The sequence below is a fragment of the Sporosarcina sp. FSL K6-2383 genome (genome assembly GCF_038618305.1).
GTDB lineage: Bacteria > Bacillota > Bacilli > Bacillales_A > Planococcaceae > Sporosarcina.
Genome location: NZ_CP152017.1, coordinates 1,104,265 through 1,130,628, shown reverse-complemented (window position 1 = coordinate 1,130,628; position 26,364 = coordinate 1,104,265). Strand labels below are relative to the sequence as shown.

Sequence of the window (26,364 nt, the reverse complement as noted above, 5' to 3'; positions counted from 1 at the left end):
GTCAACTGTTTCGGAAAATTAATGCTTTCGAACTGTTTCATAACAGATGAATTTGTTATATAGTAATATATAACAGAAAATTAAAACTGTCTGTACATTTGGACAAAACAATGTTTTTGAGGGATGAAATGGTTTATTCAAAAGACGACTAATAGAATCGAAGGGGGAAACGAGTATGACCATGGGGAGAACGGCAGTTTCGAAAGAGGTTTTACTGCAATACGCTATGATAATGGAGGATTGGATACCGAAGGATGCGGCTATTGCCATTGCTATTGGCGAGCATTATGTCTATTACGCTGCTGGATTGCACGACATCCGATTAAAAGAAGGGCAAGTGATTAGACCTGGGAGCATTGCAGATCGAGTCATTATGGAACAGCGTAAAGTTGATACGATTATGGATAATTCATTGTTTGGCGTGTCCTATTATGGCATCGGGTATCCGATTCATCTTAACGGTGAACCCGGGGCGTTGGTCGTTATCCTCCCTCCCAATTATCATGTGCTAAAGCACGAACCCTTCCGCTTTCTTACCGGTAAGCAACAGGATGACTGGAGTCTACTACCTGTTGAACAGATTACGCATATAGAAAGCTTGCAGAAGAAAACATGGTTTTATGCTGAAAATGAGCGCTTTAACACGAGTCATACATTAAAGGATTTGCACTTACGTTTGCCGAATACGTTTTTGCGCATTCACCGTTCCTATATCGTCAACATTCCCTCTATTCATCGTATCAGCAGAGATTTCTCTTCAAATCTCATACTCATTCTAAAAGATGGCACTGAATTACCTGTCAGCCAGACGTATATCAATGAAGTGCGAAAAGTACTTGGATTTTGATGAAGCACAAAAAAAAAACAAGCCGCTAGGAAAATCCCCTAACGGCTTGTTTTTCAGTCAATTATTTCTTAATTAATTCTAATTCAACTGGAATTGATGCTTCTACTGTTTCACCTTTAAGTGATTGTACAGCTGCCTCTACTGCTTTCTTACCAATCTGTTCTGGTTTTTGAGCAACAGTTCCAGCCAACTTGCCTTCTTCGACAGATTTCACTGCGTCATCTGTTGCGTCAAAACCAACCACTTTAATATCCTTACCTGCAGCATCAATTGCTTCCAGTGCTCCAAGTGCCATCTCATCATTATGAGCGAAAACGCCTACAATATCAGGATTTGCTTGTAAAATATTTTCCATAACTGTTAAGCCCTCTGCACGGTTAAAGTTCGCTGTTTGTTTAGCAACAACATCCAATTTACCTGCCGCAATTTCATTGAAGCCAGCCCCACGGTCACGTGCTGCTGAAGAACCCGCGATACCTTCTAACTCAGCCACTTTCGCGCCTTCACCAAGTAACTCAAGCATATACTGTCCTGCTAATTCCCCACCAGCTTTGTTATCCGAAGCAATGTGAGAAACCACTTCTCCACCTTCAGAACTGCGGTCAACTGTAATAACTGGAATCCCTGCATCATTAGCTGATTGAACAGTCGCTACAACTGCTTCCGAATCCGTTGGGTTGATCAAAATCAAATCAACACCTTGTTGAATTAAGTCTTCCACATCACTCGCTTGTTTAGCAGCATCGTCTTGTGCATCAATCACGATGAGTTCCGCACCCATTTCATCTGCTTGTGCTTGTGCTCCTTCACTCAACGTCACGAAAAATGGATTATTCAATGTTGAAATAGAGAAACCAATTTTCAAGTCTCCCTCTCCACCTATTGATTCTGACTCTTTTTTAGCACCTGGTGCTTCCGTCGAACATGCCGCCAAGACAAGCATAATCGCCATCAAAAACGCTACATGAATTTTCTTCATTTTCCCCATCTCCTTATGCTGTTTTTTTACGATCTAATAGTACTGCAACTAATATAACTGCACCCTTCACCACTTGCTGGAAGAAGGAGGATACACCAATCAAATTCAAACCATTATTCAAGACACCAATAATGAGCGCGCCGATTAACGTCCCGACGATCCAACCGCGTCCACCCGTCAAACTTGTTCCACCGAGCACAACCGCGGCAATCGCATCGAGTTCAAACATGCTGCCCGCTGTAGGTTGAGCTGAATTGAGCCGTGATGTCAATATCAATGCGGCAAGCGCAGCCAATGCTCCCGTTAACGAGTAGACGTAAATCTTAATCCGATCTACACTAATCCCTGATAGACGAGATGCTTCTTCATTGCCCCCGACTGCATAAACCCGACGACCAAACGTCGTCTTCTTCAAAATGAAGTACAACACACCAAACGTGATAGCCATCGTAATAACTGGTACAGGAATCCCGAAGAAGTAACCTTTTCCTAGCAATTGAAATGCTTGTGAATCACCAAGTCCAGAAATTGGTCGTCCTTCCGTGTAGACCAACGTTAGCCCACGGAAAATCGTCATCGTTGCAAGCGTTGCGATGAAAGGAGCAACTTTTCCTTTCGCAATAATGACGCCGTTGATGGCACCAAGAACTGCTCCTAGCAGTAAACCGAGGAACATCGCTAGTACAGGATCTACGCCGCTAGCCATCATACCGGCAGTCACCGCACCGGTCAACGCTAATATAGAACCGACCGATAAATCAATACCACCTGTTAAAATAACAAATGTCATCCCAAATGCAATTAATGCGTTAATAGACACCTGTCTTAAAACGTTGAGTAAATTGTTTAAAGTTAAGAAATTTGGACTCATGATCGTAATGATTACAACAATTAATAGTAGCCCAATAAACGGACCAATTTTTTGAAGTACCGATTGTGAATTAGATTTGAGCAACTTTGTCACCTCCCGTAGCGTAATGCATAATTCGTTCTTGCGTCATATCCTCTCGCTGTAGTTCTGCCGTGACAGTCCCTTCATGCATGACAAGCACGCGGTCAGTCATCCCAATAATTTCAGGTAATTCCGATGAAATCATCAAAATCGCGACACCTCTTTCAGCAAGCTCATTGATAATCGTATAAATTTCTTTTTTCGCTCCAACATCAACACCACGCGTTGGCTCGTCCAGTATTAAAACATCAGGCTCAATACCGAGCCATTTAGCAATAACAACCTTTTGCTGGTTTCCACCACTCAGTGATTTTGCCAATTGATGTGGACCCGAAGTTCGGATACCTAATCGTTCTACCATACTGTCGTATAAGCTTTGTTCTTCCTTCGTCTTAATGATGCCGTTACTGGCGATTTTATTAAAATTCGGTAAGCTTAAATTGTCTTTTACCGAGAACTCTACGATTAGTCCTTCCGATTTCCGGTCTTCTGTGACATAACCGAAGCTCAGTTTTTTAGCTTGCAGAGGATTCGTAATTTTAACAGGCTTCCCGTCGAGTAACAGGTCACCTTTATGCAATTTCCGATAGCCAAACAGTGCCTGTGCAACCTCAGTTCTTCCTGCCCCCATCAAACCTGCGATGCCAAGAACCTCGCCTTTTCGCAGCTCAAAGGATATATTTTCGAAATGCCCATTTCGCGTCAATCCGTCAGCAGTCAATTTCACGTCGCCAATTTCTGCATGACGTTCCGGGAAACGTTCCCCGAGCTCTCGCCCAACCATCATCTGTACGATTTCATCGAAGGATGTTTCTTTAATCTCTTTAACGCCGACATAATTGCCATCCCGTAAAATAGTAATTCGATCACAAATCGCAAAAATTTCTTCCATACGATGTGAAATATAAACGAAAGAAACGCCCGTTTCCTGTAATGCTTTAATCGTTTCAAACAGTGACTCAATTTCTCGATCAGTGAGTGCCGCTGTCGGCTCATCCATAATAATCACTTCTGCATTGGATGACATCGCTTTCGCAATTTCAATGATTTGCTGCTTTCCAACTGAAAGATCGCGAGCAACCGATTTCACATCGACATCCAATCCAAGCTCCAATAAAACCTTTTTGGCTTCTCGATTCATTTTCCCCGTCTTTAAAATCCCACTTTTCCCGAACGTCTTTTCATTACCAAGGAACAGGTTTTCCGTCACAGTCAAATCCGGTAAAATATTAAGCTCTTGGTGAATAACCGCAATCCCAGCACGTTCTGCTTCCTTTGGATTTTTAAAATCGACCAGCTTGCCCTTTACCTTTACTTCACCTGCGTCTCGCGCATAAATACCAGTCAAGATTTTCATCAACGTCGATTTCCCAGCACCATTTTCACCCATGAGTGCGTGAATTTCACCTTTTTTTATAGAAAACTCAACATTATTCAGGACTTTATTGCCATCAAAAGCCTTTGAAATTCCGGTCATTTCAATCATGTTTGTTCACCCACCTTCCGTTTAAAATATAACGCCAGACTGCAAAATAATATTCGCGTAAGGTGTTGCCTCGCCTGTACGGATAATGACTTTTGAACTCCTTGTTAGTTGCTTAAAGTCTTCATGTGGCAATTCAGCGATTTGTGGAATCTTATGATGTACTTTGTTAAAGATCTCCGCATTCGCACTCACCATTTCACTTGCAATAAAAGCATATTCTACTTCAACATCATCCAAAACAGCTTCTAGGATTTCAATGAAAGATGGCTTGCCAATGATATAAGACAGATCTATACAACGAACACCATCCGGAATAGGTAATCCGCAATCTGCAATGGTGATCTGATCTGTATGACCCAGCTTGGCAAAAGCCGCTGCCAGTTCGCGGTTCAAAATCCCTTGTTTTTTCATCGTTGGTCACTTCCAAGTCTGGCTTCCACATCTGTACGTGTTGGCATACCGCCTTGCGCCCCGAATTTTTCAACAGATAATGATGCAGCTGCATTCGCAAATTGAACCGCTTCCTTCAATGCATAGCCTTCAACAATCGCAAAGGCAAATGCACCGTTAAATGTATCGCCCGCTCCTGTCGTATCGACAACCTCCGTCTTAAATCCTTCAACAATGATGTGTCGATCACCATCATAATAACGGGCGCCTGCACTGCCTAGTGTCACGATCAATTTATTCGGATGGCTTTCTAACGCCGATTCCATATCCATCCCAAAAATCTGCTCACATTCTGTTTCATTGGGTGTCAAATACGTTGTATAACGCATGAATTTTTTATCGTAGCCACCCGCGGGTGCTGGATTTAACAACACGGGAATGTTTAAAGTTGAGCATAGTTCCAACGTGTGTAAAATCGTTGGAATCGGAATTTCTAGTTGTAAGATTACTAGCTTACTTTTACGTATACTTTCTTGCATTTCATCGATATAAGAAGGTGTTACTTCAAAATTAGCACCCGATACGACGATGATGCGGTTATCTCCATCTGACAGTAAAATATTCGCAATGCCAGAAGCTACTTCTGAACTTTGTCGAACTCCTGAAATGTCGACAGCGTTTGCTTGTAGATTTTCAAGGAGCTCCAAGCCAAAACTATCATTGCCCACACTCGCTACCATTTGCACTTGCCCACCAAGACGGGCCGCAGCTACTGCCTGATTAGCACCTTTGCCGCCCGGTACAGTCGTAAATAATTGACCTAAAACCGTTTCACCTTGTTTTGGAAAATCATCCGTCTGGACAACTAAGTCCATATTGATGCTACCAATAACTGTAATCATCCTTCTTCACTCCTCGTTGTCCCGCGAATAACCAGTCTAACTGGCACTTGAATTTCTTTATGCTCCAGCTCAAGACCTTCTATTGACTTAATAAGCATCCGTGTCGCAAGTGTACCCATCTTATAAATATCCTGCGCTACTGTCGTTAACCCCGGCGTCAACATACCGCCAAGTGTAATACCATCAAAACCGACAATTTGCAAATCATCAGGCACCTTCATTCCTAATGTATGCGCCGCCTTCAATACACCTGCTGCCGACACATCACTACTTGCAAAAATACCATCAATCCCTTGTATATCTGACAGAAACTTTTGAGCAATCTTTTCCGACTGCTCAAAATGGAAAGGACATTCTATAATATGAGTTGTTATATTTTTCTCTTTAACTGCCTCTAGAAAGCCAGCTAGCCGATCATCTGCCGGTCCAAGTCCTTCGGGTCCGCGCAAACAAACGATATTTCGACAACCCTGTTCCAGCAAATAGGTTGTTCCCATTTGTGCACCTTCTTTATTATTCGATGACACTGTAGGAATAGCTGCATGAATCGTACGGTCCAATGCAACAATCGGTAGCTCCAAGTTCTGATAGTGGCTCGCATGCAATTGGTTGGTCGTGACAATAAAACCCGCCACATATTTCTGCTTCAATGTTTCAATATAATGAATTTCTTTTTCGGCCTTTCTATCGGAATTGCACAGTATAACTGTATAGCCATACATCAATGCCACATCTTCTACTGCACGGGCAAGCTCCGGGAAGAACGGATTCATAATATCAGGCACAATTAAGCCAATGAACTTCGTTTGCTTCGTGCTCAAAGACCGCGCCACTTGATTTGGTTTATAATCTAAATCCTTAATAGCTTGCTCAATGACTTCTTTGGCCTCTTTACTGACATAACCTTTTTTGTTCAAATAACGCGAAATCGTCGCGACAGATACGCCCGCCTTCTTCGCTACATCTCGAATATTCGCCAACTAGTACACCCTTTCAATCCGATGTGTAACCGGTTACACATACTATAACAACAAAGATATTTATTTGTCAATAGCTCTTCACATATACAATAGATTTCAAAATACTGCCCTATCAGTTCAAGAAACGCCTCCTTCTAAGTCCTTCAAATGCTCCCCATAAGTACAGTAGAGTGGATCTTTCGCACCTAACAAATACTTCTATTCTATAAAAAATCCGTCAAAGTGGCGTTCACTTTGACGGATTTTTTATCATTATTTATGTTTAATTGCATCTACAAACTGTTTTGTTCCCTTCATGGACTCCTCATATAGCTGACTAGATAGGCTTTTCGTATCTGAAATCGTAGCTTGCCAATTTTGTTTCATTTCGCTGAACGCATCCAGGAATAACGTAGGGTGATGATGGATATCTCCAATAGGGAATGCATACTTTTCTAAATTCGCAAGCTTCATGAAGTCACTCACTTTATGATGATACGAAATCGCCATAATTGGCGTTTCCGTACAGGTTGCCAAGATTAGTGAATGTAACCTGGTGCCGATTACCACATCTTGCTGTGCCGTTATATCAAGAATCATATTCGGTAGGAGATTATCGTCAATTATTGTTGTCTTATCTTGGTAGATCATTTTTTTCACAATATCCTTTGTCACATCTGCATCTTGAGGAAACTTTGTCGCAAAAAATGTCAGTTCGACATCATGTTGCGCCGCAAGCTTGTCCAAGTTTTTTGCCATACCTTCAACGTAATCGTTATAGATCGTAGCATTTCCTTCTGGCCAATAGCCTGCATTATAATAAGGAACGGCTGTAATTCCAATTTTCGTCGGAGCAGCTGCTTTGTCCTGCACGACTTTCCGTAGTGAAAATGCCGGATCCCCAATGATCTGCACTTGCTCCTTCACACCAATCGCTTGCAACAAGTCTGCCGATTCAGGATCACGCACCGAAATACTTTCCGCGTGCTTACACATATAACGGATGAACCATTTGCCCAACCCAGATAATAGCGGCCCTGCTCCACACCCATAAATGACATAAGGCGTATTCGAATTTTTAGCCATCATGGCATACGAACCGTACAACGGAGCTTCCCTTCGATACAAGTCCATTAAAATACCACCGCCGCCAATAATTAGTAAATCGAATGTCTTCACGATTTCCTTATTGAGACGGTACGTTTTGAAAAATGTTTTAACCGCATTACCATTTTTATAATAAAGAGGAAAACTACTGACTCCATAGCGTTTTGCCGTTTGCTCAGGATTATTACTAAAGACAGTGAGCTGTTCACTACTTATATTGAACGTCGATGTGACCTGCTTAACGATACTTAGCAAAATCGCTTCATCTCCGTTATTATCATTCCCATAATTGCCGACAATACCGATTTTCATTGGCCAACTTCCTTTACTGCATGATGTTCCCATTATATCATACCAGTGCATCCACATGAAAATGGAACCCTCACGAATGAAGGGTTCCATCTATATTACTGATTAATACTACGATACAAGAATGCACTAAATTGTGCGCGATTGACAGGCTTATTCGGTTCGAAATTACCCTTTTCGTTACCTGTCGTAATACCGTAATTCGCTAAAATATGAACTTGCTTATACGCCCAATGACCTGCTGGGACATCCTTAAATTTCTTCGCAGATTCACCTGATAGATTATACGCTTTGACAAGAATTGCTGCCATTTGCGCACGTGTCAATTCGCCGGCTGGATCGAATGTTCCGTCCCCTTTACCGCCTACTAAATTAGCATTTGCAATCGCATTGATTTCATTGACATAGCGATGCGTTGCCGGAACATCTGTAAACTTCTGTTCGCTTGTTGCTACTGTATTCAGATTAAATACTCGACTCAAAATGACTGCCGCATGTTCACGGGACAACGTGTTGCCTGGATTGAATTTACCATCCAAATCTCCTCGAATATAGCCGAGATCCTTCAAATAACTAATCTCTGTATAATAGGCATAATTCGCGGGAATATCTGTAAACGCAGGTGTTCCATCCGTTAACGAGATAGGAATACTAGCTGTTTTTGTTCCTATTGTCACTGTCACCGTTCCTTGCCCAGCTTTATTGACTGCTTGGAAGCTACCAGACTGTGTGATTGTACCAATATCACCTGTGACACTCCACTTCGCTTGTTCTGGTGAGTAAATAATTGGTTTCCCTTGTGCATCCGTTGCATTCGCTTTAAATGCGACTGAAGATCCAGGCTTCACCTTTGTTGTAGACGGTGAAATCGTCAACTTCGCTGGTTCGTTAACGATTGTCACTGGGAAGGATTGTTTCGCATTTCCGTATTGCACAGTCACGCGATCCTCACCCGCATTCAGTGCACTATAGGATAATCCAGTAGCAGATAGATTACCTTTCTCCGAAGTAATTACTAGTTGGCTGGTGTCTACTGTTAAAGGATTATAGTGCGTATCGAGCACATAATTGACAGTTAAAGAAGTTGTGGCACCAGTCAACATCGTACCTACCTGGTTACGCGATACATTCAAATGTGCTGGATCACTAACTGGTGCTGTACTGATTGCTTCAATAATAGAAGACACCCTTCGTTCTGCTGCTGTAGTACGGTTTGCCAATACCACAGTATTGCTACCATAATTTCTTATGCCCATAGCAGTTGAACCACCACCGTCAAAATTGATAGCACGGTCATAGCCTTGTGCCACCAAATAATTAGCAAACTGCGTCAATGTCATTCCTTTACTATAGCCTTTGACATTGTCTACAGTAACTAAATGCACTTGCTTCTTATCTTTACTAATCGCAATGGCTGTACGCGCTGTTGGTGTACTTGCTCGCCAATTGGACGTGTTCATCGTAATATTCCGCTGGCCATCTTTTACTAACATCGGGCCGCTCGCCAACATAAATTGAGAATCCATCCATTTATCATCGATGGATAAAGAAAGTGAGACATCATCCCCAACATTCATGCCCTTAAAGCGTTCTAACCCTTTCGCACCATGGACAGATAGGACAAACCCTGTTGATGGGATTTCTAATTTCTCTTTTGATCCGTAGTCTCGTACTTTAACTACTTTCCCAGTCAGTTGTTGGCCGTACTGTGTATTCGTAATGGGCTGACCTGTATCAATGACAACTTCAATCCCGAATTCATTGGAATTAGTATTTTTACTATTGTATTGCGGAGTAAAAATAATCGTTTCATCGTTCTGGCGCTCACGATTCAATCCCGTAATTTGATAATTTTGACCTTTGTAGCCGACATGTATACCTAATTTATATGTATCAATTTCAGCGAGTCCATCTTTCGTCACACCAAAGGCAATCGGCTGGCTAACATAATAGCTAGATGACTTGGAAATAACGCCTCCGTTTACAATGTTATTCCCTTGTGAAATCAAATACATAGGCAAGCCGCTTTTCATATCAAAAAATGAAGCATTCACTGCACCTACCACTCGATTACCATCTCTTGAATCTCGATTGGCTTGGGCAGTTGTTGTCGATGTTTTTGTAATAGGTGCCGGTAAACCAACTGCTAATTTTGTATAAGGATCTCCTAAGTTAACCGAAAGATGGTTTATGTAATTAGTTGTCGAATTGGCATATTGTGAGTATGTCACGCCCGATGATACTGGATAACTTTTCACCGGAGTCTCTTTTGCGAATGTATTTCCAGGTGCAGTCCAGATCAACGAGGCTGCCACCGCTGTTATTGCAAGTTGTTTACTAAAACGTTTAATTGAAGCTACTTTACTAGTGATAAAGCGCCACTCTCCCTTCCTATGAATATACAGCTTACCAGAGGATTCGACAGATTACCATAATCTATAAGAAGGAAAAAACCGTTCAGAGGAAAGTCTTATTCCTCAGAACGGCTCCGTTCACAAATCTTTTATTTTCAACTTAACATATTGGTTCGTCTGCGAGGCAAATACACCGAATATCAGGAAAAAGAACATCGTATACAATTTCAGTTCCCAAATATTATAGTAGAAACCAGAGAATCCTGTTGCAAGCCAAAAGGCAATCATGAATTTACCAAAAGTAGTCTTGCGTTCTTTCCAGAACATTCCAAGCATAGTGAGAAGAAATGCAGCGAATAAGGCTACACCAATCGCTCCAGTTTCAGCAATGACTTGAATATACTGATTATCTGAGTAAAAATACTTTCCTCCGTAAATATCCGAACGAATTCCGTAGTACTTATAAATAGGTGATCCGTAGGACAGTGTAGCAGATCCTCCAAACGAACCAAATCCAGTACCTGTTACTGGATTATCCTTAAATACTTCAAATCCTTTCTCGATATAGAAAAAGCGACCACTTTCAGACATCAGCGCTAAGTTTTTCTCATCAAATGTTTCATTAAAACGTTCCCCAATACTGCCTGGTCCAGTTGGTGGCGCTTCTAGCCCTAGTTTTGCAAAAAGCTGGACGCCAAGGTTCACTGGATAATAGACCAATACAAGTGCAGCAACGCCCGCCAATGCGAGACGTTTTAACACCTTCCAGTTCTTTGTCGAAAAGATAAAAACTGCTCCGAATACCGCAGCTGAAATCCATGTCCCGCGTGAATAAGTCATAATAAACGTACCAAGGAATAACACTAAATTAATCATCAAAAACCATTTGTATTTCTCCGATTTATAGATATATTGAAGATACAAGATGGCAATTATTCCGAAGAACAACAGCAAGCCTAGTGAGTTCGGATTACCCGGTAATCCATATATTCGTACAAAGTTCGTGGCAGATAACGTCTTATATTTCCAAACATCAGGCAACAATAGCGTTCTCATAGATAGCTTTTCAATGAGTCCATGAATGGACACAATCAAACTTGTCCAAACCGTAATCCATGCCAGTTGCTTGACCCAGCCCTCTGATAAAAACATCCTTGACACAATATAATAGAGCAAGTACATAATAACAAATGTTCTGATTTGGAAAATAATAGAAGAAGGCAACACGCCATGTGTGAGCCCGATAATAGAACCAAATAGTAAGAAGGCAAAAAATGCCCACTCAAACCACTTAAATGTAAACAATGATTTCCAGTCTCGCCCACTCGATAACACTAATTTTGCAAAAGCAACGAGTGTGATTAGATCCCCAATGAGCTTAAGTCCCGAATTCACTTCCACAAGAAGCGGACGAATACTGACATACACAACTAGGAACAGCAAGCTCTGCTGTGGTCTCAAAAAGGCAAAGAGCACAAAAAATACCGAACTTACAATAAGCGCAATGGATGTAGGAAGGAGTAAAGCTATCACGGTGACAGCCAGTGCCACCACGAAATACAATGTATCTTTTTCTTTTAATTTCTCTTTTAATATTGTCATCAACGAATTTACCCTTTCTACGACTGCTCGCACGATAATAGATGTTAGCTAGTAATTTTATCAATCGCGCCTCGGCGTGATTGCGTCCAGATTTTGAATTGAGCTTGCTCAATTCACTCCCTTCAAAATCTGTGACATCCGCCGGAGGCTTTAACTTGAATCAGCAGGGAGTTTGAACTCCCTCTGATTGAAATACTTTTCTGGCATTCATCCCCCCACTTATGGAAGTGGGGGACTTCTGCTGAATCAAGTTAAACAAAGTCCTTCATATTATAACATTTTATATGACGTCGTGGCATATCCTTTAGTTTCATTTTCATTACAAGTAACTTCAACTCCTATCATTCTCATGAAATTCTGCTAATATAGAAGAATAATGAGTAGGGAGGATTATAATTGAAAAAAATAGTCACTTTTACGTTAGTCACATTGCTTTTGTTTGCGCCACTCTTCCAAACAAAAGTGTTCGCTAGTGATATTGACGGACATCAAATGGAAATGGAAATGAATTATTGGATTGCCAAAAATGTTATCCGGGCAGATGCCAAGATGAATTACAACCCAAACAAGGCAGTTACGCGTGGAGAATTTGCTTCCTATATAGCCCGCGCACTCGATTTACCGGCTTCTACCAAGTACACATTTAAAGACTTGAAAGCCAACTCAAGCATAACAACTGAAATCCAAAACGCTGCTGGCGCCGGTATTCTATCGGGCTACCCTGATGGAACATTCAAAGCCAATGATAAAATCACAAGACAACATATGGCAGGAATGATGTACAAGGCTTTCCGTTATTTAAAGTTGCCCGTTCAACAATCAACATTCACATTCAAGGATTCCAATAAAATTTCAGCTAACTTTGTCGATGCCGTTAACGCCTCCGTCAATTTGAATATTATCCGAGGGGATCACCGTAAAGATGGTGTCTATTTTAAACCAAAGGATAACGCAACAATCGCACATGCTTCCGCATTTTTGTTCAGAATGTTTGCGGCAGCAGATTCACTAAAACCTACTGCTCCAAGTACACCAGGCGTCATCCCAGAAGTCTATCAGGTCAGTGGTATTTCAAATGGCGAATTGAATCCTACACCTGCACAATACCAAACTTATGAAGATGCATTAGCTGTATACAATTCATCTTCCACTATTCAGGCCATTGTTAAAAACAACAAAGTGGTAAAGATGAAGAGCGGGCGTGCATTTGGCGCAGAAAATCCTAAACAAGTGACTTCCCTTTATCTAGACTCCGCCCTTCGCACTGAAGTGACATACATTCAAAAAGGGCGTGAGATGAAATATATCGGCAGTGGCCCCGATTATGTCATTGTAGAATTAGCAGGCGCTACTTTCTATGCAAGAACTAACGAAGTTGAGCTTGTTCCAACAGAGCTTGTCCAAGGTTATGACTTTTATGAAGTCGGCCAAGATGGTTTATTATATCATAATACGTATAATCAATTGGCAAAAGTTCGTGGGGTTTATTACATCGGATTAGCTCCTTCAACTATGCGGGTTGGTAAAAAATATACAAGCTTTGATGGTGTCCATTTTAATGAAATGGGTACGAAAAATACAATAACCCACTATTCATATTTCCAATTTCAATCTGTTCGCCAACCTACTTCCTATAGTAGCGAAGAGCTTAATCGATATATTAATGAAATACTGAAGGACCGTGAAAATACAGGAATTGCTCGTTATCAAGGTGCGACTACTCAGTCAAAACTCATCGGCCTTGGTGATTATTTGAAGACAATTGAAGAAACACATCGTGTCAATGCGATGTTCATTCTCGCGACAGCCATCCATGAAAGTGATTACGGAATGAGTGGCAATGCCCAAACGAAAAATAATATTTTTGGTATCCAAGTATTTGATTCTTCTCCAGAATTAGGAGCTACCTATTTGCATCCCATCAATAGTATTGATGCATTCATCACACGCTATATCAATCTTAATTACGCCAATCCACTCGGCGGCCATTCTAACGGAGCCGCTCCGGGTAATAAAGCTGTAGGCTTCAATGTGAAATATGCGTCTGATCCAAACTGGGGTGCGAAAGTTGCCGGACACATGTGGCGAATCGATTCATATCTTGGTCAACGCGATTACAAACAAGCCGATCTTGGACGCATTATTTACAAGGGTCCTGTCGGTGTCAATGTAAGGACAAGTCCAGATCCTTTAAGTACAAAACTATTTTCGTATAAGCAGAAGGATCCTGGTTATAATGCCGCATTTGGCTATCCTTTAGTAATTGTCGAAGAAACAATCGGCAGCGATGGTGCACTGTGGTACAAAGTGCTATCAGACGCTAATCCACCATCAGACTATGGCTGGATTCGCTCAGACCTCGTCGAACGCGTAACGACTCAATAAATTTTAGTGACCCCATCCACTCTCGACTGCTGAGTTGTGGATGGGTTTTTTTATTTGACTTGACAATGCTTTCGCGAAAATATGCGATGCTTTCGTCTAACTAAACAACATTTTCACGATACTTCACAACCTTTTTGCCTAACTACGCAACGTTCACACCACTTAGCAACGTTTCCTGCTAACTTAACAACGTTTCCATCTGACTAAACAACGTTCGCGCAATACTTCACAACGTTTACACCTAACTAAACAACGTTCGCGCAATACTTAACAACGTTTACACTTAACTATGCAACGTTCACATCAAAAAAAAGCACCCCACACAATGTGAGGGGTGCTACTGTTTTATAGGGCATCAGTATGTTCAGAACCCGCTGGAAGTAACTCCGGCAGATTTATGCGCTCAAGGCCATTTTTGATTTTCGTCGTGTAGCCTAAGCCATTTTGATTCAAATAGCCGGCTTTTGAACGAATCATTTCTTCAAAAATCGGCAATCTCGTGGGATCAATCTCAGACCATAGCTCGTAAGAATTAATCAAATCCTCTAACGTCAAGTGGACATAATCGCGACCGATGAATTCATATTCAGGTGAAATCTTATACCAAATATCCCCATCTGGACGTATCCACTTCGCCTTATCCTTTTCCACCGCTGTCTGGATGCTAATCGCCGTATTTAAGTACGCCGGATCATTGAATTCTTGGTATGCCTTTAGAAGAATGTTCATTCCACCCAGTAAATGGTTCATGGATGTATGTGTCTTCACCTTTTGCGCCAATGGGAAATAATCTGAAATATAATAGGACGCATTATCCACTACGATGACATTACCTTTTTTCTTCTGTGACACAAGTAAATCAGCATAGTTTTTCAACCCAACGCTATAATCAGTATGATTGAATGCTTTCCCACTATTATACATAAACAAAGCAATCTGCTCGTTAAACCTAGTATCGACAAACGGAGCTGTTATACCATACAAGCTCTTCAAGTACGTACTCGTTACTTCAGTTTCCCAATAGGTTGCGCCACCTCTAAAAATATCTAGATTGGCAAACGAATTATATAACAGGCTTTCATAATACCGTTGGTTCGTTGCCGAATAAAGTGCCATAACTCTATCCTCTTTCACAAGTAATAGGTTACGCCCATAGCCTTTTCCTGACTTAGGAATCGGCTCAACAGTGATTGCCATTTTATTATATGGACCTTGTGCCGTATACCATTTATTACGTTTTTTATAATTTATTGCTGATTCTAACATCCACGCATCCATCTGCTTGCGATCTTCAAACAATCGCTCCTTGGATGCTAACAGCCATTGATCGACTACATCAAAGCCTCTTGAATGCAATCTGTAAATCGACAGCTGTGTTTCCCCTAGCTGAACACCACTAAAGGCTTCGTTTTCTTGATGCAATTCTCTTGTATGACTTTCCGCACCCGTCGGATACTTCTGATATAACTCCGTTGAACGGTATGACTTCCCAATCATATCTTGAGTCACTTTACCGTCAACATCAATTTTCTCAAAAACCCCTGTCGGATACGTTGTAATGTCTAGACCAAATGTTTCATCCACAACTCTTTTAATGGGGAACCGACTAAATTCATGAAGAACAGCTTTTGCCAGACCCACTTCTGTCTGGACAACATCAATTGTGAGAGGCATCCGTTGTGGATTTCGCAGCTCTGTGAATAAAAAGTAATCCCCATTCGGTAATTCCCTTTTCGTTAAAGTTACCGTCGCAGGTGATTTACCAGCAACCCTATATGTATAGGCAATATCCTTTGCATGGGGATGCTGAATAATCTTCTCCCCTGCAAATTGTAAAGTGTCGTTTGATCGTAAATACGTTTTATGACTAGATGATACTGGTACTTCTACAAATTGTTGTTCATAACGAATCGGCTCGTAGCTTCCATAGAGCTGAGACTCGTTAAATACGGTTGGAGGTAGCTCTTCAATCAGTTTATTTTGCGTCATTGCCCGATGGAGAAACACAACGTATGTCGCGCGATTGACAGGCGTTTTCGGATCGAATGTCCCATCTTCTTTCCCTGTTGTAATCCCATGCTGCGCCAGCACCTTCACACCAAACTTATGTGAATCGCTAATACGGACCTCATCTTTAAAATGAATATCTTCCCCTGTATCTTCCAAGTCGAAAGCACGAACAATGACCGTCGCCATCTGTTCCCGTGTCAATGAATCCCCGACTCCGAACGTCCCATCTTCTTTTCCAAGGAAAATACCTGCTTCATAGGTCGCAATTGCACCTTTTGCATGGGATGATTTCGCACTCACATCTTTAAAAACGGGCTTATATGATGTAAACGGTAACGTCAGTGCATTAGTCATTAAATTGGCTGCCTGGGCCCGTGACACTTCCAAACTAGGTCTGAACTGCTTGTCCGGATAACCGTTAATAATCCCCAATTCAACAAGTTGTGTCACTTCATCCTTTGCCCAGAACTCATTATGTACGTCTGTAAAGCTTTGATCTATTGGATTTGCTTTAACAGTTAGGATGCCAAAGCCAAATAATGAAATAGCTATTGTTGCTATTCCGAATTTGAATAGGATCCTCATTTTTTTATTTTTTAACATGTAATTATTTCCTCCTTGCCTATCTTTCTACTTCCTTACATTGTACAGTTATCCATTTATAATACCATAATTACACAGCGAAAAAACTTCCATTTACTAGGATGTCTTATTTTCCTTATCTCTTCAATCGTTTTTGATTGGTTTAATTAAAAAGTAATGTATACATTCATAATGACCACCATATGATTCCCCTCTGCATATATATAGTAAGAATGCTCGGAGGGATAAAAATGATAACGATAAGTTTATGCATGATAGTAAAAAATGAAGAGGAGGTCATCGGAAGATGCTTGGAATCGGTTAGCGAGTTAGTCGATGAGGTCATTATTGTCGATACAGGATCGGTTGACCGAACAAAAGACATTGTCAAAAACTATACGGACCATATTGTTGATTTTCAGTGGATCGATGATTTTGCAGCAGCACGTAATTTTTCTTTTCAACAAGCTACAAAGGACTACATTCTTTGGCTGGATGCGGATGATATCTTTACAAAGGAAGATCAGGAGAAATTCACATTGCTGAAACAGTCATTGTCTCCTTCAACTGACGCCGTTTCATTGAATTACCATTTAAGCTTTGATGAGGAGGGAAATGTAACTTCTCGATTGAGAAGGTATCGCTTGGTTAAAAGAGAAAATAATTTTCAATGGATAGGCGCAGTTCATGAGTTTCTTTCCGTGTCAGGTAACCTAGTTGACGGTGATGCTGCTGTCACCCACTCCCCTTTAAGCCATGATCATGAACGTAATCTCAGGATTTATCGCAAGTTGATTGAATCAGGAGAGGCGCTTTCCCCGCGGGATACATTCTATTTTGCCAATGAATTGAAAGATCATAGTCTCTTTGAAGAAGCCAGCCATTATTATAAAAAGTTTCTAGATTCAAAGTTAGGCTGGATAGAAGACGAAATTCGGGCATGCCTGAAGCTTGCTGATTGCTATTATGAATTAAATGACAAAGAAAGTGCACTGCACGCAACTTTACAAACTCTTACCTATGATGTTCCACGACCTGAAACTTGTTGTCGACTTGGTTATAACTTTATGCAACAAGGTAAAAATGAAGTGGCTATTCACTGGTATCATCAAGCGCTACTTTATGAAGTGAACCAGCATCTAAGTTTGCAAAACACTTCATTTTCGACTTGGGTACCTCATCTTCAATTATGCGTCCTTTATGATCGTGTAAAACAATACGACAAAGCCTATCAACATAATGAGTTAGCACGCAAGTATAGACCTAATGACGACAGGATAATCGGAAATAAAAAGTATTTTGATAATATGTCCGGAAAAGAAAATAATCAATCTAAGTGAGTCTATTGAATCTATTTAGATACTAGATACTTGCTCCAATTCTCTTCCGTGAGACTCCTTATCAAGTTAGTTCTATATATTTTTTCGATGTGAATAAACCAAACAGCTACTCCGACATTTTTACGAAGCAGCTGTTTATTTTGTATTTATAAACGTAGCATTCCGCTATCTCTTACATCATAAATTCTAGGATTTCCTCATATTTAATTTCAAGATTTCGTAGACAAGTAGTTGATAGCCCGTCCCTTCCTTTATTACACGAATAAGATGTTACGGAAAGGAGTGATAAAATGAATTTTTATGATTATGTGCGACATCAATCTAGCAAATGTAATGAATCTAGTGAGTGTCGTGGAACTGATGACTGTTGCGAATGCGATAGTTGCTTATGTTGTTGTCAAGGACCAACAGGTGCGACTGGACCTCAGGGACCTACTGGAGTTACAGGGCCTACTGGCGCGACGGGGCCTCAAGGAGTTCAAGGCGTAACTGGAGCTACTGGACCGACAGGGGCTACAGGAGCTACAGGGTCTACTGGCGCTACGGGACCTCAGGGAGTTCAAGGTATTCAAGGTGCAACTGGTCCTCAAGGAATTCAAGGCGTTACCGGAGCTCAAGGACCCCAAGGGATTCAGGGTATTCAAGGTGCGACTGGACCTCAAGGACCCCAAGGCGTTCAGGGCATTCAAGGTGTTACTGGAAATACGGGAGCTACGGGGGCGACTGGACCTCAAGGAATTCAAGGTGTTACAGGACCGACTGGTGCTACAGGTACTACGGGAGCTACCGGCGCGACTGGGCCTCAAGGGATTCAAGGTGTTACTGGACCGACTGGTGCTACAGGTACTACCGGGGCTACAGGTGCGACGGGACCTCAAGGGATTCAAGGTGTAACGGGACCAACTGGGGCTACAGGTACTACCGGGGCTACAGGCGCGACGGGACCTCAAGGGATTCAAGGTGTAACGGGACCGACTGGTGCTACAGGTACTACCGGGGCTACAGGTGCGACTGGACCTCAAGGGATTCAAGGTGTAACGGGACCAACTGGGGCTACAGGCGCGACTGGGCTACAAGGGCTTCAAGGTGTAACGGGACCGACTGGTGCTACAGGTACTACCGGGGATACAGGCGCGACTGGACCTCAAGGGATTCAAGGTGTAACGGGACCAACTGGGGCTACAGGTCCCACTGGGACAATCGGCGCGATTGGACCACAAGGAATTCAGGGCATCCAAGGTCCACAAGGTGTCACTGGAGATACTGGACCTACCGGTGCGACTGGACCTCAAGGGCTTCAGGGGATACAAGGTATTCAAGGCGTCACGGGAGATACTGGACCTCAAGGAATTCAGGGTATCCAGGGAATACAAGGTGTCACCGGGGATACAGGGCCTACCGGACCAACCGGACCACAAGGGCTTCAGGGGATACAAGGTATTCAAGGCGTCACGGGAGATACTGGGCCACAAGGAATTCAGGGTATCCAAGGTCCACAAGGTGTCACTGGCGATACAGGACCTCAAGGTATACCAGGTGCTAGCGCGTTAATTCCATTTGCTTCGGGAACTTCAGCTGTCACATTGAACACATTAGCCTTAGGATTAGTTGGTACTCCGGCACTAATAGGCTTTGGAACTTCAATACCTGGCGTTGCCATCGCTGGTGGTTCATTCATACTTCCGGCCCTTAGTAACTTAGCCTTTATGGTTCCTCGTACAGGGGCACTGACAAGCATATCGGCGTTTTTCAGAAGTACCATCGGATTGAACCTTCCACTATCCACAATGACCGTTCATGCTGAAATATATCATGCAACCGGAGATAGCAGCACCTTCAACGCTACTGGTGTTACTGTAAGTCTAGAGTTCCCAAGTACAATCTCAATCGGTACTGCAGTAGCGGATACTGCAAGTGGCTTCTCGTTTAATGTCACTGAAGGTGACCGTTTGCTAATGGTGTTTTCTGCAACTGCTAGCGGCATTAATCTAGTAAACACTTTGACAGGAGAGGCAAGTGCAGGTCTGAGTATCAATTAATAAAAACACATGCAAAAAGACGGTAAACAAGAGCAAGATTCTATCCCAAAAACCTTAATACAGATAGGCAAGTTTACCACTTAGATGAGCTAAAGGTCCCGGAATGACGATAACTCTGCTGAATTGATCGATAACCTCCTCAAAATGATCGATAACTTCATGATGACACTTGATTGAAGTAGAGAAAGTAATATTTTAGTGGTAAATAAAAAATTAGGGCTATCCGAGAAGTTAGTGTACACTAACTTCTCGGATAGCCCCTCCTATTTACACCGATTGTTTCACTCGTTCTTCATACTTCGCAATATGCTCTTCATATTGGATTGTTAACGAAATTTCATCCCAACCGTTTAACAACATTTGTTTATAGTAAGGATCAATATCAAATGAATACACCTTGCCATCCTGCCCTGTCACCGTCTGTTTCTCCAAATTTATATCCACAGAATAAGGCTGTTGTTGACCATTCGCCAGTAACTCTTCCACTTCAGCAATTGTTAATTTAATAGGTAACAAACCATTCTTCATACAGTTATTGTGAAAAATATCTGCGAAACTCGGAGCAATGACAACATTGAATCCATAATCTAAAATTGACCAAGGTGCATGCTCTCGAGACGATCCGCAACCAAAGTTTTCATGGGCGACTAAAATTTTCGATCCTTTGAATCGCTCATCGTTGAGGACAAAATCTTTCACTTCGCTACCATCTTCATTAAAGCGCCAATGATAAAATACATATTTTCCAAACCCAGTCCGTTCAATTCGTTTAAGAAATTCTTTTGAAATAATTTGGTCTGTATCAACATTTTTACGATCGAGTGGCGTTATGACGCTGATCACTTCATTAATCGGTTCCATCTACTCAGCTCCCTTCGTTATGCATTCGCACTTTGCAATTCCCTGACGTCAACGAAATGACCTGCAATTGCCGAAGCTGCAGCCATTGCTGGGCTCATTAGATGTGTGCGAGCACCGGCCCCTTGGCGTCCTTCGAAGTTACGGTTTGAAGTCGAAGCACAACGTTCGCCAGTTGGCACAACATCATCATTCATCGCTAAACACATACTACATCCAGACTCCCGCCATTCAAATCCTGCTTCAAGGAAGATGGAATCGAGTCCTTCGTCTTCTGCCTGTTTTTTAACCGTACGCGAACCAGGTACAACAATCGCTGTGACAGAGGAATGGACTTTCTTCCCTTCTATCACTTCGGCAGCGGCACGCAAATCACTTAATCTAGCATTTGTGCAAGAACCAATGAAAACATGTTGGATGTCAATTGAAGTCAATGGTACTCCTTCTTCAAGTCCCATATAAGCAAGTGCTTGTTTCAACGCTTCTTTGTCTGACTCCGATTCAAAATCCTTCGCATAGGGGACATTTGCTGTAATACCTGAGCCCATTGCCGGATTCGTTCCCCATGTCACAAATGGTTCGATTTCATTTGCATCAATCTCGACAACTCTGTCATATGTCGCATCTTCATCTGATGCAAGTGCTAACCACGTTGCTGCAGCTTCGTCGAATGCTTCATCTTCCGCAACATATCTACGACCTTTCAAATAAGCAACCGTCGTTTCGTCCGGGCTGATTAAACCTGCTTTTGCACCTGCTTCAATCGACATATTACAAATCGTCATCCGTTCCTCCATCGTCAGATTTCGGATGGCTTCGCCAGTAAATTCAGCGATATGACCTGTTCCCATATCAATGCCAAACTTAGCGATAATCGCTAAAATAATATCTTTTGCGGTTACGCCGAAACCGAGCTTACCATTTACACGAATTTCCATCGTTTTCGGTTTCGCCTGCCAAAGTGTTTGTGTCGATAGTACGTGCTCAACTTCACTCGTTCCAATACCGAATGCAATCGCTCCGAAAGCTCCATGTGTTGATGTGTGGCTATCTCCACAGACAATTGTTTTTCCTGGTTGCGTCAACCCAAGTTCTGGTCCAATAATATGAACAATCCCTTGGTCGGGGTGATCCATATTCGCAAGCTGGATACCGAATTCATCACAATTCGTTTGCAATGTGTTAATTTGTTTCCGCGCAATCGGATCTTTAATGGCATCTCTATTACGCGTCGGCACGTTATGGTCCATCGTCGCAAAGCATAAATCAGGTCGTCGTACAGTTCGATTCGCTAGTCTTAGCCCTTCAAATGCCTGTGGAGAAGTCACTTCATGCAATAAATGAAGGTCGATATAGAGCAAATCCGGCTTCCCCTGTTCTTCGTAAACGACATGTTGGTCCCAAATCTTTTCAATAATATTTTTAGCCATTTTGTGCCTCTCCCTTCCACATAGATAGTATAAAAAATCTAAGAGGGAAGATGGGCAGTATACCCATTCCCTCTCCTCTGAAATGTATCAAACGTATGAGAACATAATACTATTTGAAACAAATTGCGTATCAAGTTCATCTACAACTTTGTCTGTCCATTCTCTTGTCGATAAAACCCGTTGCCCCGGTGAAGCAAGATCCGCTGTGAAGAAGCCGTCTTCGAATACTGTATTCACCGCTGCTTCAATAGCTGTCGCCTCTGCTTTCAGGTCAAAGGAATATTTCAACATCATCGCAACCGATAAAATCGTTGCCGCTGGATTAGCAATATCTTGACCTGCAATTTCAGGTGCTGACCCGTGAACTGGCTCATATAACCCAAAGTTATCTCCATTAATACTCGCCGACGGTAACACACCAAGAGAACCTGTAATAACGGACGCTTCATCACTCAAAATATCACCAAACATATTTTCAGTAACGACAACATCAAATGCTGCTGGATTTGTAATTAATTTCATTGCACAGGAGTCGACTAATGCGTGTTCTACTTCGATATCTGGATACGCCTTTCTCTTTTCTTCCACCACTTCACGCCATAGCTTACTGGATTCTAGCACGTTTGCTTTATCGACAGACGTCACTTTTCCTCGGCGCAATCTAGCCAATTCAAAGGCTTTTTCCACAATGCGTTCAATCTCTTCTCGCGTATAAACCAGTGTGTCAACGGCTGATTTCTCTGTCCGTCTGCTCGGTTGGCCGAAGTAAATACCGCCCGTTAATTCGCGAACGATCATCATATTGACATCCTTCGCCACTTCTTCTTTTAGAGGAGAGGCATGGAGCAAAGATGGGACAGCAGCTACCGGACGAAGATTAGCAAACAGGTCAAAATGTTTTCGGATCGCCAACAGCCCTTTTTCTGGACGTAGCTCCGAGGGATTCTGATCCCATTTTGGTCCACCTACTGCTCCGAGTAGAACGGCATCACTCTTTTCGCAAAGCTCAATTGTTTCATCCGGAAGTGGATTGTTAAATTGGTCAATCGCATTGCCACCGATTGCCCCATATTCAATATGAAAAGTATGATTAAAGCGTCTTCCAATCGTTTCTAGCACCTTTACTGCTGCTGCCGTCACTTCTGGACCGATTCCATCGCCTGGTAATACTGCTACTCTTTTTTCCATAGGAACTCTCCTCCTTGTTTTAATTAACTTCTGTCACAGCTGTTCTAACTGGATTTGCCATTTTCATCAAATGCCTATTAATAGCATTTAAATACGCCTTGGCTGAAGCTTCTAATACATCCTGCGCAACGTCTCGCCCGATGGACACTTCACCATCAATACTTAAATTCACAACTGCTTCACCGAGTGCATCGCGTCCTCTACCAATAGACGTCACACGGTAATCGAGGATATGAACTTCTCCAGCTACAAGCTGTTCCAAGGTATTGAAAATGGCTTCTACGGACCCAGCACCTGTTGCAGCAACAGTGATTGCTTCACCACTTGGCTGGACTGCCGATACTGTTGCTGTAGGAATATTGGATGTCCCGTACTGCACTTGAACATTCGTCAATTCATAGACAGGAGTATCTTTATATTTAATTTGTTGATCTGTAAATAAAATAAACAAATCATCTTCTGTAATTTCTTTTTTACGGTCTGCTAGTTTTTTGAACTCGGCAAACGCTTGATTCAACTTCTCATCACTTAAATCAAAGCCCATCGTAATGGCGCGGTCTTTGAATGCATGACGTCCGGAGTGCTTACCAAGTGCCAATGGTTCTGTTTTATCACCGATTAATTCGGGTGTAATAATTTCATATGTTTGGCGATTTTTCAAATAACCGTCCTGGTGAATACCCGATTCGTGCGCGAAAGCATTTTTCCCAACGACAGCCTTATTCGGTTGGATGACAACACCCGTCAATTGGCTCACAAGCTGACTTGTGCGTTTAATTTCCTGCAAATTAATGCCTGTTTCAAAACCATAAATGTCTTTGCGAATATGTAGCGCGACTGCAATTTCTTCAAGTGCGGCATTTCCAGCTCGTTCACCGATACCATTAATCGTTCCTTCCACCTGTTCCGCGCCGTTTTCAATCGCTGCGATGGAGTTAGCAACGGCCATTCCTAAATCATTATGGCAATGTGCAGACAGCTTAACATTGTCGATACCTGTTACATTTTCTTTCAAGTATTTGAACAATGCACCATATTCTTGTGGCGTAGCATAGCCAACTGTATCGGGGATATTAATGACTGTTGCACCCGCTACGATGACTTGGTTGATAATACGGACGAGGTATTCCCAGTCTGAGCGGAAAGCATCTTCTGCTGACCATTGTACAGTCGGGAAAAACTTGCGTGCATATTTCACAGCTTCCACTGCAATATCTACTACTTGATTGGGTGTTTTTTGCAGCTTGTATTCCATATGGATAGGTGATGTTGCTAAAAAGACATGTAAATGAGGTTGTTCCGCACCACGAAGTGCTTCCCACGACGTTTCAATATCACTTTTCATCGCCCGAGCAAGACCTGTTACTGTCGAATTCTTTACCGTATTCGCAATGCGTTGAACCGCTTCAAAATCACCCGGGGATGAAGCAGGAAACCCTGCTTCAATAATTGTTGCCCCGAATCGTTCAAGCTGTTTGGCAATTTCTAATTTCTCAGCCGTATTTAGATTAATGCCGGCGGATTGTTCGCCGTCCCGAAGTGTTGTATCAAATATGTCAATTTTTCGCACTACCCACCACTTCTTCCTCTTTTGTTTTTGCACCTTCATTCACAAATGGCATCATTGAACGAAGCTTTTGACCGACTTCTTCAATTTGGTGCTTCGCTTCTTCTTCTTCGATACGGTTGAAGTTTGGACGACCGTTTTCGTTTTCTTCAATCCATTCTTTCGCAAATTTACCTGATTGGATATCAGTTAGGATGTCTTTCATACGTGCTTTTGTATCTGCATCTACAACGCGTGGACCTGATACGAAATCGCCCCACTCTGCTGTATCTGAGATAGAATAACGCATACCCGCCATTCCGCCTTCATACATCAAGTCAACGATCAGTTTTGTTTCGTGCAATGTTTCAAAATACGCAAGTTCTGGTTGGTATCCTGCTTCTACAAGTGTTTCAAATCCTGCTTTTACAAGTGAAGTTAAGCCACCGCAAAGGACTGCTTGCTCACCGAATAGATCCGTAACTGTTTCCTCTTCAAATGTTGTTTCAAGAACACCACCGCGTGCAGAACCGATTCCTTTTGCATATGCAAGTGCAACGTCTTTCGCTTTGCCTGATACGTCTTGGTAAATTGCGAACAATGCGGGTACACCTGCGCCAGCTTCAAATGTTCTACGAACGAGATGTCCTGGTCCTTTTGGTGCAACTAGGAATACGTCAACATCTGCTGGCGGTTTGATTTGACCGAAGTGAACGTTGAAACCGTGTGCGAATACAAGTGATTTTCCTGCTGTAAGCGCTGGAGCAATTTCTGCTTCATAGACTTGTTTTTGTCTTTCATCTGGCAATAGGACCATGATAAAGTCTGCTTGTTCTGCAGCTTCTTTGACAGTTGTTACTTGCAATCCATCTTGTTTCGCTTGGTCAAAAGATTTACCTGGACGTACACCAACAACTACGTTAAATCCTGAATCTTGTAGGTTACGTGCATGTGCGTGACCTTGTGAACCATATCCGATAACCGCAATTTTCTTATCCTGTAGAACTGCCTCGTTGATATCTTGGTTATAATACATTTTTGTCATTTTAATTTCCTCCTAGTAGGTTGTTTGTTTTTTTAGATTTATATGGTATTGCCG

19 protein-coding genes are annotated in these 26,364 nt (G+C 42.2%); 4 read left to right on the top strand and 15 right to left on the bottom strand.

The window, feature by feature from the left end; all coding sequences use genetic code 11:
- The first annotated feature begins 175 nt into the window (after positions 1–175).
- The gene (locus MKZ10_RS05730) at positions 176–847 is read left to right on the top strand and encodes a LytTR family DNA-binding domain-containing protein (RefSeq protein WP_342508695.1); all 672 of its coding nucleotides are present in this window, start codon (positions 176–178) and stop codon (positions 845–847) included.
- Positions 848–908: 61 nt separating this feature from the next.
- On the opposite strand, the gene rbsB is transcribed toward MKZ10_RS05730, so the two are convergent.
- From rbsB to MKZ10_RS05685, 9 genes are all read right to left on the bottom strand, one after another.
- Positions 909–1,826 (bottom strand): ribose ABC transporter substrate-binding protein RbsB, encoded by a 918-nt coding sequence (gene rbsB / locus MKZ10_RS05725; RefSeq protein WP_342508693.1) that lies wholly within the window; start codon positions 1,824–1,826, stop codon positions 909–911.
- A 13-nt stretch (positions 1,827–1,839) separates the two neighbouring features.
- A complete protein-coding gene (gene rbsC, locus MKZ10_RS05720) occupies positions 1,840–2,781 on the bottom strand; it encodes a ribose ABC transporter permease (protein ID WP_342508691.1) in 942 nt (313 codons plus the stop codon).
- Positions 2,768–4,264, bottom strand: a complete 1,497-nt coding sequence (locus tag MKZ10_RS05715; RefSeq protein WP_342508689.1) for a sugar ABC transporter ATP-binding protein — start codon at positions 4,262–4,264, stop codon at positions 2,768–2,770. The genes rbsC and MKZ10_RS05715 overlap by 14 nt, the downstream gene beginning before the upstream one ends.
- A 21-nt stretch (positions 4,265–4,285) precedes the next feature.
- Entirely contained in the window at positions 4,286–4,675 is a 390-nt protein-coding gene (rbsD, locus tag MKZ10_RS05710) for a D-ribose pyranase (protein WP_342508687.1), read from the bottom strand.
- Positions 4,672–5,556 (bottom strand): ribokinase, encoded by an 885-nt coding sequence (gene rbsK, locus MKZ10_RS05705; RefSeq protein ID WP_342508685.1) that lies wholly within the window; start codon positions 5,554–5,556, stop codon positions 4,672–4,674. Before rbsK ends, rbsD begins: the two co-directional genes overlap by 4 nt.
- A complete protein-coding gene (locus tag MKZ10_RS05700; RefSeq protein ID WP_342508682.1) occupies positions 5,553–6,536 on the bottom strand; it encodes a LacI family DNA-binding transcriptional regulator in 984 nt (327 codons plus the stop codon). The genes rbsK and MKZ10_RS05700 overlap by 4 nt, the downstream gene beginning before the upstream one ends.
- Before the next feature lie 252 nt (positions 6,537–6,788).
- Complete coding sequence (locus tag MKZ10_RS05695) at positions 6,789–7,934, bottom strand: polysaccharide pyruvyl transferase family protein (protein WP_342508680.1); 1,146 nt, start codon at positions 7,932–7,934, stop codon at positions 6,789–6,791.
- 95 nt (positions 7,935–8,029) lie between these two features.
- The gene (locus tag MKZ10_RS05690; protein WP_342508678.1) at positions 8,030–10,234 is read right to left on the bottom strand and encodes an S-layer homology domain-containing protein; all 2,205 of its coding nucleotides are present in this window, start codon (positions 10,232–10,234) and stop codon (positions 8,030–8,032) included.
- 189 nt (positions 10,235–10,423) lie between these two features.
- The gene (locus tag MKZ10_RS05685; protein ID WP_342510036.1) at positions 10,424–11,887 is read right to left on the bottom strand and encodes an O-antigen ligase family protein; all 1,464 of its coding nucleotides are present in this window, start codon (positions 11,885–11,887) and stop codon (positions 10,424–10,426) included.
- A 396-nt stretch (positions 11,888–12,283) separates the two neighbouring features.
- Here MKZ10_RS05685 and MKZ10_RS05680 point away from each other — a divergent pair, with 396 nt between their 5' ends.
- Positions 12,284–14,272: an S-layer homology domain-containing protein gene (locus MKZ10_RS05680; RefSeq protein ID WP_342508676.1), complete on the top strand. Its 1,989-nt coding sequence runs from the start codon at positions 12,284–12,286 to the stop codon at positions 14,270–14,272.
- Positions 14,273–14,617: 345 nt separating this feature from the next.
- Here the strand turns inward: MKZ10_RS05680 and MKZ10_RS05675 are convergent, their stop codons facing one another.
- Positions 14,618–16,885 carry an S-layer homology domain-containing protein gene (locus tag MKZ10_RS05675; protein ID WP_342508674.1) on the bottom strand — a complete coding sequence of 756 codons (2,268 nt, stop codon included), beginning with the start codon at positions 16,883–16,885 and terminating at the stop codon, positions 14,618–14,620.
- A 230-nt stretch (positions 16,886–17,115) separates the two neighbouring features.
- Between MKZ10_RS05675 and MKZ10_RS05670 the strand changes: the two genes are divergently transcribed.
- Entirely contained in the window at positions 17,116–18,204 is a 1,089-nt protein-coding gene (locus MKZ10_RS05670) for a glycosyltransferase family 2 protein (protein ID WP_342508671.1), read from the top strand.
- A gap of 290 nt (positions 18,205–18,494) precedes the next feature.
- Complete coding sequence (locus MKZ10_RS05665; RefSeq protein WP_342508669.1) at positions 18,495–20,243, top strand: exosporium glycoprotein BclB-related protein; 1,749 nt, start codon at positions 18,495–18,497, stop codon at positions 20,241–20,243.
- A gap of 267 nt (positions 20,244–20,510) precedes the next feature.
- Here MKZ10_RS05665 and leuD read toward each other — a convergent pair whose 3' ends face one another.
- The 5 genes from leuD to ilvC all read right to left on the bottom strand — a co-directional run bounded on the left by leuD (position 20,511) and on the right by ilvC (position 26,310).
- Positions 20,511–21,104, bottom strand: coding sequence for a 3-isopropylmalate dehydratase small subunit (gene leuD / locus MKZ10_RS05660; protein ID WP_342508667.1), 594 nt, complete (start codon positions 21,102–21,104; stop codon positions 20,511–20,513).
- A gap of 17 nt (positions 21,105–21,121) precedes the next feature.
- A complete protein-coding gene (leuC, locus tag MKZ10_RS05655; RefSeq protein ID WP_342508665.1) occupies positions 21,122–22,531 on the bottom strand; it encodes a 3-isopropylmalate dehydratase large subunit in 1,410 nt (469 codons plus the stop codon).
- An 87-nt stretch (positions 22,532–22,618) separates the two neighbouring features.
- The gene (gene leuB / locus MKZ10_RS05650) at positions 22,619–23,719 is read right to left on the bottom strand and encodes a 3-isopropylmalate dehydrogenase (protein WP_342508662.1); all 1,101 of its coding nucleotides are present in this window, start codon (positions 23,717–23,719) and stop codon (positions 22,619–22,621) included.
- 19 nt (positions 23,720–23,738) lie between these two features.
- Positions 23,739–25,289: a 2-isopropylmalate synthase gene (locus tag MKZ10_RS05645; protein WP_342508659.1), complete on the bottom strand. Its 1,551-nt coding sequence runs from the start codon at positions 25,287–25,289 to the stop codon at positions 23,739–23,741.
- Positions 25,276–26,310 carry a ketol-acid reductoisomerase gene (gene ilvC / locus MKZ10_RS05640; protein WP_342508657.1) on the bottom strand — a complete coding sequence of 345 codons (1,035 nt, stop codon included), beginning with the start codon at positions 26,308–26,310 and terminating at the stop codon, positions 25,276–25,278. Before ilvC ends, MKZ10_RS05645 begins: the two co-directional genes overlap by 14 nt.
- Positions 26,311–26,364 lie beyond the last annotated feature (54 nt).

Bases quoted from the DNA above. Each gene is read 5' to 3' on its own strand.
- MKZ10_RS05730 (WP_342508695.1), top strand. From the start codon at position 176: ATGACCATGGGGAGAACGGCAGTTTCGAAAGAGGTTTTACTGCAATAC.
- MKZ10_RS05670 (WP_342508671.1), top strand. From the start codon at position 17,116: ATGATAACGATAAGTTTATGCATGATAGTAAAAAATGAAGAGGAGGTC.
- ilvC (WP_342508657.1), bottom strand. From the start codon at position 26,310: ATGACAAAAATGTATTATAACCAAGATATCAACGAGGCAGTTCTACAG.
- MKZ10_RS05675 (WP_342508674.1), bottom strand. From the start codon at position 16,885: ATGTTAAAAAATAAAAAAATGAGGATCCTATTCAAATTCGGAATAGCA.
- leuB (WP_342508662.1), bottom strand. From the start codon at position 23,719: ATGGAAAAAAGAGTAGCAGTATTACCAGGCGATGGAATCGGTCCAGAA.
- rbsB (WP_342508693.1), bottom strand. From the start codon at position 1,826: ATGAAGAAAATTCATGTAGCGTTTTTGATGGCGATTATGCTTGTCTTG.
- MKZ10_RS05685 (WP_342510036.1), bottom strand. From the start codon at position 11,887: ATGACAATATTAAAAGAGAAATTAAAAGAAAAAGATACATTGTATTTC.
- leuD (WP_342508667.1), bottom strand. From the start codon at position 21,104: ATGGAACCGATTAATGAAGTGATCAGCGTCATAACGCCACTCGATCGT.
- rbsD (WP_342508687.1), bottom strand. From the start codon at position 4,675: ATGAAAAAACAAGGGATTTTGAACCGCGAACTGGCAGCGGCTTTTGCC.
- MKZ10_RS05715 (WP_342508689.1), bottom strand. From the start codon at position 4,264: ATGATTGAAATGACCGGAATTTCAAAGGCTTTTGATGGCAATAAAGTC.
- leuC (WP_342508665.1), bottom strand. From the start codon at position 22,531: ATGGCTAAAAATATTATTGAAAAGATTTGGGACCAACATGTCGTTTAC.
- rbsK (WP_342508685.1), bottom strand. From the start codon at position 5,556: ATGATTACAGTTATTGGTAGCATCAATATGGACTTAGTTGTCCAGACG.
- MKZ10_RS05695 (WP_342508680.1), bottom strand. From the start codon at position 7,934: ATGAAAATCGGTATTGTCGGCAATTATGGGAATGATAATAACGGAGAT.
- MKZ10_RS05665 (WP_342508669.1), top strand. From the start codon at position 18,495: ATGAATTTTTATGATTATGTGCGACATCAATCTAGCAAATGTAATGAA.